This is a genomic window from Bacillus sp. SG-1 (assembly GCF_000181495.1).
Lineage (GTDB): Bacteria > Bacillota > Bacilli > Bacillales > Bacillaceae_B > Rossellomorea.
The window spans coordinates 1-7,445 of the sequence record NZ_ABCF01000106.1; the positions used below are offsets into that span (position 1 = coordinate 1).

9 protein-coding genes and 1 riboswitch are annotated in these 7,445 nt (G+C 43.0%); of the genes, 6 read left to right on the forward strand and 3 right to left on the reverse strand.

What is annotated here, in order from left to right; all coding sequences use genetic code 11:
* The 4 genes from BSG1_RS18310 to BSG1_RS18325 form a co-directional block, all read left to right on the forward strand.
* On the forward strand, positions 1-768 hold a 768-nt coding region (locus BSG1_RS18310; protein WP_006838711.1), incomplete at its 5' end, for an ABC transporter substrate-binding protein.
* Positions 769-901: 133 nt separating this feature from the next.
* Entirely contained in the window at positions 902-2,407 is a 1,506-nt protein-coding gene (locus tag BSG1_RS18315; protein WP_006838712.1) for a spore germination protein, read from the forward strand.
* Positions 2,408-2,424: 17 nt separating this feature from the next.
* A complete protein-coding gene (locus tag BSG1_RS18320; protein ID WP_006838713.1) occupies positions 2,425-3,513 on the forward strand; it encodes a GerAB/ArcD/ProY family transporter in 1,089 nt (362 codons plus the stop codon).
* Positions 3,510-4,601 carry a Ger(x)C family spore germination protein gene (locus tag BSG1_RS18325; protein WP_006838714.1) on the forward strand — a complete coding sequence of 364 codons (1,092 nt, stop codon included), beginning with the start codon at positions 3,510-3,512 and terminating at the stop codon, positions 4,599-4,601. Before BSG1_RS18320 ends, BSG1_RS18325 begins: the two co-directional genes overlap by 4 nt.
* Before the next feature lie 20 nt (positions 4,602-4,621).
* Here the strand turns inward: BSG1_RS18325 and BSG1_RS18330 are convergent, their stop codons facing one another.
* Positions 4,622-5,002, reverse strand: a complete 381-nt coding sequence (locus BSG1_RS18330; protein ID WP_006838715.1) for a hypothetical protein — start codon at positions 5,000-5,002, stop codon at positions 4,622-4,624.
* Positions 5,003-5,198: 196 nt separating this feature from the next.
* Between BSG1_RS18330 and BSG1_RS18335 the strand changes: the two genes are divergently transcribed.
* Positions 5,199-5,516 (forward strand): thioredoxin family protein, encoded by a 318-nt coding sequence (locus tag BSG1_RS18335; protein ID WP_006838716.1) that lies wholly within the window; start codon positions 5,199-5,201, stop codon positions 5,514-5,516.
* A 113-nt stretch (positions 5,517-5,629) separates the two neighbouring features.
* Positions 5,630-5,782 carry a hypothetical protein gene (locus BSG1_RS21200; protein WP_198008261.1) on the forward strand — a complete coding sequence of 51 codons (153 nt, stop codon included), beginning with the start codon at positions 5,630-5,632 and terminating at the stop codon, positions 5,780-5,782.
* Positions 5,783-6,094: 312 nt separating this feature from the next.
* On the opposite strand, the gene BSG1_RS20630 is transcribed toward BSG1_RS21200, so the two are convergent.
* Both BSG1_RS20630 and BSG1_RS18340 read right to left on the reverse strand, forming a co-directional pair.
* Positions 6,095-6,226, reverse strand: coding sequence for a YjcZ family sporulation protein (locus BSG1_RS20630; protein WP_006838719.1), 132 nt, complete (start codon positions 6,224-6,226; stop codon positions 6,095-6,097).
* Positions 6,227-6,560: 334 nt separating this feature from the next.
* Entirely contained in the window at positions 6,561-7,217 is a 657-nt protein-coding gene (locus BSG1_RS18340) for a potassium channel family protein (RefSeq protein WP_006838720.1), read from the reverse strand.
* Positions 7,218-7,352: 135 nt separating this feature from the next.
* Positions 7,353-7,445, reverse strand: a riboswitch (cyclic di-AMP (ydaO/yuaA leader). This riboswitch is flagged as partial in the annotation.

The window sequence follows — 7,445 nt, forward strand, 5'->3', positions numbered from 1 at the left end:
GAAGGTACTGAGGCACTGCTTGCGATGGGCGTGAAACCTGTTGGAGCTGTTCAATCGTGGATCGGCGACCCATGGTACGAGCATATCGCTGATAAGATGGCAGATGTAGAAGTGGTTGGTACTGAAAGTGAATTAAACATCGAGGCAATCGCTAAATTGAAGCCTGATTTGATCATCGGTAACAAAATGCGTCAGGAAGAACAGTATGACAAGTTGAAAGCAATCGCACCGACTGTATTTGCTGAAACACTTCGCGGGAACTGGAAAGAAAACTTCGAGCTATATTCAAAGGCTCTTAATAAAGAAGAAAAAGGTCAAGAAGTGATCGCTGAGTATGATCAGCGTATCGAAGAGTTAAAAGGCGAACTTGGAGATAAATTGGATATGGAAGTGTCAATGGTACGCTTCATGCCTACAGATGTTCGTATTTATCACAAAGATTCTTTCTCCGGTGTCATCCTTGATCAATTAGGATTTGCACGCCCTGAAGGCCAGGATGTAGATGACTTTGCAGAAAAAGGCGTAACGAAAGAACGAATTCCGGCAATGGATGGAGATATCCTTTTCTACTTCGCTTATGACACTGGAGACGGAGAAGGAAATAAAGTTGCCGAGGAATGGGTGAACGATCCACTATTCCAAAAACTTGAAGTTGCTCAAGCAGATAATGTTCATGAGGTAAGCGATCCTGTCTGGAATACCGCCGGCGGAGTGATCGCTGCGAACCTGATGCTTGATGATATTGAAAAATTCTTTCTAGAACAATAATGCTCAAAAGCCTGCCACCCTCTGGCAGGCTTTTTGTATGCAAGTATTTATCATACTTCTCTCCCCACTTTTTTCATAAATCCCCGAAAACCGGAAACACTACCATAAGAGTAATTAAAAAGTGGTGAAACCGATGTTTTCTTTATTTAGCAGAAAAAAAGGCACTGATAAGAATAAAAAGAAAAACACGCAGGAAACCTTTGAAAAGCTGGCAAGGAAGTCAACTGACTATAAAGAGATCTTTTACTACAACCAGCATACTAATCTTCGTTTTGGGTTGAACTTTCTTTCAACACTGGTGGACGAAGATATACTGCAAAAAGATGTCCTCCCCTCCTTGCTCGGCAAGCATTTTGAAAAGTTAGATGATATAAAGAAGCTTGCTCCCGTTATAGATATACAGTTGTCTGATGACGAAAGCCAAATCGAACAAAAGCTGATGAATGGGTACGTTCTGTTAAAAACCGAAAACGAAAAAGCACGATTCGCTTTTATTGCTGCCCAAAAAGAAGTTTCCAGACAGGTGTCGCAGCCTGAAGTGGAATTCAGTGTTGTGGGACCGAAAGAAGCATTTGTGGAGTCGATTGACCAGAACTTAAACATGCTTCGGAAAAGAGTGCCCCTCAAAGAACTGATTATCGAAGATTTCGTCATCGGCAGGATGACCCAGACGAAAACCTGCCTGTTGTATATTGACGGATTAGCCGACCAGGAAAATGTCCAGACGATGAGGCAGCGCCTGAAAGCAATCGACTTTGACCAGATCAATGACAGTTCTTTTATCGAGCAGATGGTGGCAGATAATGCCAATTCGCCCTTCCCGCAGCTTCTGGATACAGAACGTCCTGACAGGGCAGCTTCCGTTTTGGTTGAAGGGAAAGTTGTTGTCTTGTCCGATGGCTCTCCCCATGCCCTTCTTGGTCCCACTACATTGGTGGAATTTTTCAGCGCATATGAAGATTACTTTTTAAATTATATAGTGGCTTCTTTCTTCAGGCTGGTCCGGGTGTTCGCTGTGGCCTTCTCCATCCTGATTACACCGATTTATGTAGCCGCACTAACCTACCATTATGAACTGATTCCAAAAGACTTGTTGGCAACACTGATCACTTCACGCCAGGAAATTCCGCTTCCTCCTATACTGGAAGCATTGTTCCTTGAGCTGACGATCGAGCTCCTCCGGGAAGCAGGAGCACGCCTGCCCACCAAGGTCGGTCAGACAATCGGTATCGTGGGCGGTATCGTTATCGGGACAGCATCCGTTGAGGCCGGGCTGACGAGTAACGTCTTGCTGATTTTGGTAGCCTTGGCAGCACTGGCTTCCTTTACAACACCTGTTTATAAAATGGGTAACACCATCAGGATCCTGCGCTTTCCTTTCATGTTGTTTGCACAGCTGTGGGGATTGCTCGGCATTGTGTTCTGTTTCTGCTTTCTGATGACCCATCTTATTCGATTAACATCGCTTGGAAGACCATTTTTGGAACCATTGTATCCTCCAAGGCTGTATGACCTGAAGGACGCAATTATTCGCTTCCCTTTTCACTCTCAAAGCAAGCGTCCTGAATTCATGCGCACGAAAAAACCACGCAGATTCAATCCTGCAGAAGGCCGCAAGAAACTAGATATTGACGAATAGATGGCGGAGGTTTTGCTATGAAGCCAGTTCCTGAAAATAGACAAATATCACCCTTCATTGTACTTTTCCTCATCCACTCTATCCAGGTGGGTGTAGGAGTGCTTGGGTATCAAAGGGTGATTGCCAAAAGCGCCGGTTATGATGCCTGGATGTCCGTAATCGTCGCCGGCCTGCTTACAAATATCATCGTATTTATCATATTTAAAGTTGTCCAGACCGGCGGCGGGGATTTGATAGAAGCCAACAAAGCAGCTTTCGGAAAGTGGTTCGGTAAATTTTTCGACTCTGTTTATCTTTTGTATTTCTGCCTTTCTGCTGTCACAGTTGCCCGAACTTATATTGAGGTAATCCAAGTTTGGATGTATCCAAGGATTTCCTCATTGTTTTTCGCCATACTATTCTTCTTACTCGTCATTTATGTTGTAAATGGAGGGCTTCGCACAGTAGCAGGTGTAGCTTTCTTTGGTACTGTTCTTCCCGCATACCTGGTACTTACCTTTGCATTTACAATTCCGTTTGCAGATTTCAGGAATCTTCTCCCTGTCTGGGACCATACACTTCTGGATATGATGAAGGCCACAAGGGATATGACCCTTAGTTTTCTTGGTTATGAAGCTCTGCTCATTTATTATCCTTATATCAGTCAGGGAGATAAATCGAAAAAATGGGCACATATCGGCCTTCTCATCACAACAGTGATCTTTGCAGCATTAACAGTGGTTAGTTTTGCCTTCTTCAGTGAGGGTCAGCTCGAGAAAACGGTTTGGGCCACACTGTCTATGTGGAAAATCGTTGAAATGCCCTTCGTGGAACGGTTTGAGTATATCGGCATCGCCAACTGGTGTTTAATAATCCTTCCAAATGTCTGCATTTCATTATGGTGTGCAAGCAGGATCGCCAAAAGATCGTTTAAGTGGAACCAAAGAAAAACGTTAATTTTCTTGTCTGCCCTTTGTGTGGTTGCAATCAGTATGTTACAGGAACGAAACCATATTAATACGTTAAATGACATAACGAGCAAAGTCGGGTTTTATCTCAACTTTGGGTTCATTCCATTTCTTCTTTTCATGATATTCCTGATGAAGAAGGTGAAACAGAAAAAATGAAGAAGTTCACATTATTCTCCCTGCTGCTCGCCCTTTTGACCGGCTGCGTTCAACCGGAAATCCTTGATGATCTGAATATCGAAACAGCGAAAGGATATGATGTAGCGGGTGAGAAACTGATCAGGGGTACCGCTCTGTATCCAAGATATTTATCTGATAAAAAAACTGAGAACGTTACGTTAACCGCAGAAGCAGAGTCGACACGGGAAGTGCTTAATATCCTGGAAAAAAAATCAGAAATGCCTCTCGTACGGGGCAGTTTGGAAAATGTCATTATTTCAAAAAAAATGGCAAAGAAAGGTGTGCTTGATATTGCGGATTCGCTTCAGCGGGATGCAAGTGTCGGTGCGAGAGTGATGCTCCTTGTCAGCGACAGCACAGCCGAGGAAATCCTGAAAGCGGACTATGGGAACAAAGGGACCGCTGACTATATTTCCAAACTTATTGACCATAATATGCAGCGCGGGGACTTAGCGAGTTCCAATTTGCATTTATTCCTGTTCACTTTCTACCAAAAAGGGCAGACGCCTTATTTACCAATCATTGAAAGGACCAAAGACAAAAGCATAGGGATAAACGGTGTCGCTTTATTTAAAAATGATAAAATGATTGACCGGATTGACAAGAAAAATATGTTTTACTTTAAACTTCTTGCTGACAAATATAGTGAAGGCAACCAAGTGGTCAAGCTCCCTGAAGAAGGGGGCAAGGACAAAAAAAACATTGAGGCTTCCGTCACTAGTTTACAATCAAGCCATAAGATTGATATCGTTCATAAGAAAGACCCCCTGGACATCACTGTAACCATTGACATTACAGGCATCATAAAAGAATTCACGGGAAAGAAACTTACACCATCGAAAGTGCAAAAAATAGAGGAGGCAATGGAGAAGGATATTGAAGAACGCTGCCTGAACATGCTAACAGAGTTCCAGAAAGAAGGCATAGATCCCGTGGGTTTCGGGCAGCGCTTGAAACATAAAGTGCGAGGTATGGATTTTAAGAAGTGGGAAGAAGAACAATATCCGAATGCTAAATTCAAAGTGAAGGCAAACGTTAAAATTATTGAATCCGGAACCGTTGAGTAACTGATACCGTCCTTTTCCAATCAGGAAGGACGGCGCTCATTCAGCCACTGAATCGCTTCCGACAGACAGTTCCAGTAAAAGCTTTCCTTCTCAGAAGGCAGTTCCCCGGTTCTCTCCTTCATTAAGGAAAGGCCCGTTAACACAAAATGGATGTCGACGTTTCTCGAAATAAGGACATTGAACAGCCATTTGATATGGTCAATGAAAATTTCCGGTGCCTGCAGTCGAAAGGCTGTCTGCAGGTAGTGGAAATGCTTATGTAAGTCAGACATTGTCTGGGTCCGTCCCTTTTCTCCATAGTTTTCAAGAAGTTCAGGATGCTTCCTAAAAACGCTTTGTGCAATTTCAGAGACTAAACGATCAATGAGCTCCTGCTGTTCAAGGACACGCGTTTGATACATGGAACCCCTCCTATATAAATTCTACTTTTAGTATACATGAAAAAGTCAATTCAGAATGTGCTGAAGTTTGTATGGGCAGCACCTGCAAACGTCAAACGAGCAGGCTTACCGCCTTAAGAAACCTGCTGTAAGCAACAAAGTTTACGAAAAGTCCGTAAATCAAATACAATGTGAATAAACAAAGGAGGTCAATGAGATGCAATCTATCCAAAACCAAGAAACATTCGAGGAGCTTATTTCCCAGGCCGAGCCGGTCATTATCAAATTCTTTGCTGACTGGTGCCCTGACTGTACACGAATGAATATGTTCATCGATGAAATCATTGAAGAATATGACCAATATAAGTGGTACGAATTAAACAAGGATGAACTTCCTGAAATTGCTGACCGCTATGATGTAATGGGAATTCCTAGCCTTTTAATTTTTCAAGACGGTGAAAAAAGGGCCCACCTTCACAGTGCCAACGCAAAAACACCTGAACAGGTAAAGGAATTCCTTCAAAATAATAAATAATATGAAAGAGCAGTTTCTAATCGAGACTGCTCTTTCTGTTTGTTGCAGGAATAAACTCACCCGGGGAGCGCAAACTAATCATGAATTCACTAATCCTAAAAGAGGTGCTGAGCATGACAAAGAAATACAACAAAGGAAGCAAGAACCAAAACTCCCCTCATGCAGGGCATAACCAAGCTGAATTCTCCCGTGAAATAGCCTCCGGAGATAACAGTAAGGGCAACAAACATAACAAAGACCAAAACGATAAAACGGATAGAGATTGATATAAAAAGAAAAATGCCGATTGATGAAGAAGCAACAAGAGCCAATATGAAAATCCAGGGTGCTTTCTATGAGGACAAAGACGCCATTCAGGGAAGAGGTCGTCCCTGCGTACATCAATAACAACACACCCGCCATCCGCATCAGCGGTGATGACAAGTAAAGGTGTGCTGGCGCTCTGCTCCTTTAAAGCACTAAAAGGGACAGTCCCTCTTCGCGCATTAAAGCGATAAAGCAATCCGCATAATGAAAAAGGAGTTTCCCATTTGGGAAGCTCCTTTATACATTTTTATTTGAGTGTCCAGGCGCTAAACTTAGTATACAAAAGCAGCTCCAACAATAATCAACAAAATAAACAATACAACGATTAGCGCGAAGCCGCCGCCGTAACCATAGCCACCGCCATAGCCGTAGCCGCCACATCCATATCCATATCCGTATGGCATAATCAGACACCTCCAGAATGATTATTGAGCTTTCATCACTCAATAACATTCTATGAATCTCTGTAAAAAATGTTTAGGCTAGCCTAGCCCATATTACAAAGTCATTAACCTGTTAAAAGATCTTCTTTAGGTTAGCTGACCTTTGCTGATCCCGCTTTGACCAACGAAAAACAGCGTGAGCGGACCAAGCTTTCCAACGAACAAGACAAAGATAAGGATGCACTTCTCTCAGGCTGTCTGATTAAAGTTAATCCCATGGCAAGCCCTGCCGTTCCAAAAGCCGATCCACCTGCCGAGCATCAAATAAATCATTACGCTTACCTTTTTCCCATCGTCAGATGCCTTCTTTTTCAAAACGGTTAAGGTCGCGGTTATCTCCAATCACAATTAATAAATCATCTTTCTGAATCACTTCATCAGCAGGAGGAGAAACGATAATATCATCCCCTCTTTGGATCGCGATGATATTGCATCCATAACGGGCCCTCACGTCTAAATCAATCAGCGTTTTGTCCGCCACTTTGTTCGAAGCGACAAGCTCGACGATACTATGCTCTTTAGAAAGTTCTATGAAGTCAATGACTTTTTCGGAAGTAATATGATGGGCAATCCTTCTGGCCATGTCCCTTTCAGGATGGATTACTTTGTCCGCACCAATTTTATCGAGAACTTTTTGATGATAGGTGCTCGATGCCTTGACCCACACTTCTTTTACGCCCAAATCTTTGAGCAGGAGCGTAGTTAAAATACTCGCCTCGATGTTTTCACCGAAGGAGACAATGACATGATCAAAGTTTCTGAGCCCAAGCTCCCTTATTACATTTTCATCCATGGCATTGGCCCGGACAGCATGTTCAGCAACATCACGATACTTCTCCACTACTTCTTCATTATTATCAATTGCCAGTACATCTGCACCAAGCTCACTCAGTTCCCGGACAAGGTTTCCACCGAAACGCCCTAGCCCGATTACTGCAAATTGTTTTTTCATGAATGACTCCTCCAATGACCTGATGTTAATTAGAATAACCTCTGCAGTTTGATTTCATTAAGTTCTTTTTTATCCCACTAATAGCCAAGACAAAAAGACCATCAGGAAATAAGCCTGTGGTCATGAACACAAGTTATATCTCCTTCACAACGCTTACGAGGTTAGCTGACGGGTTCGGGTCATGAAAGTTAACCCTGCCTTTACGCGAATAAAGGATCACCCCAAAAG

Excerpts from the sequence above, each read along its gene's own strand:
- BSG1_RS18330 (WP_006838715.1), bottom strand. The coding sequence starts at position 5,002 with ATGTATCAAACGCGTGTCCTTGAACAGCAGGAGCTCATTGATCGTTTA.
- BSG1_RS18325 (WP_006838714.1), top strand. The coding sequence starts at position 3,510 with ATGAAGAAGTTCACATTATTCTCCCTGCTGCTCGCCCTTTTGACCGGC.
- BSG1_RS20630 (WP_006838719.1), bottom strand. The coding sequence starts at position 6,226 with ATGCCATACGGATATGGATATGGATGTGGCGGCTACGGCTATGGCGGT.
- BSG1_RS18340 (WP_006838720.1), bottom strand. The coding sequence starts at position 7,217 with ATGAAAAAACAATTTGCAGTAATCGGGCTAGGGCGTTTCGGTGGAAAC.
- BSG1_RS18335 (WP_006838716.1), top strand. The coding sequence starts at position 5,199 with ATGCAATCTATCCAAAACCAAGAAACATTCGAGGAGCTTATTTCCCAG.
- BSG1_RS21200 (WP_198008261.1), top strand. The coding sequence starts at position 5,630 with ATGACAAAGAAATACAACAAAGGAAGCAAGAACCAAAACTCCCCTCAT.
- BSG1_RS18315 (WP_006838712.1), top strand. The coding sequence starts at position 902 with ATGTTTTCTTTATTTAGCAGAAAAAAAGGCACTGATAAGAATAAAAAG.
- BSG1_RS18320 (WP_006838713.1), top strand. The coding sequence starts at position 2,425 with ATGAAGCCAGTTCCTGAAAATAGACAAATATCACCCTTCATTGTACTT.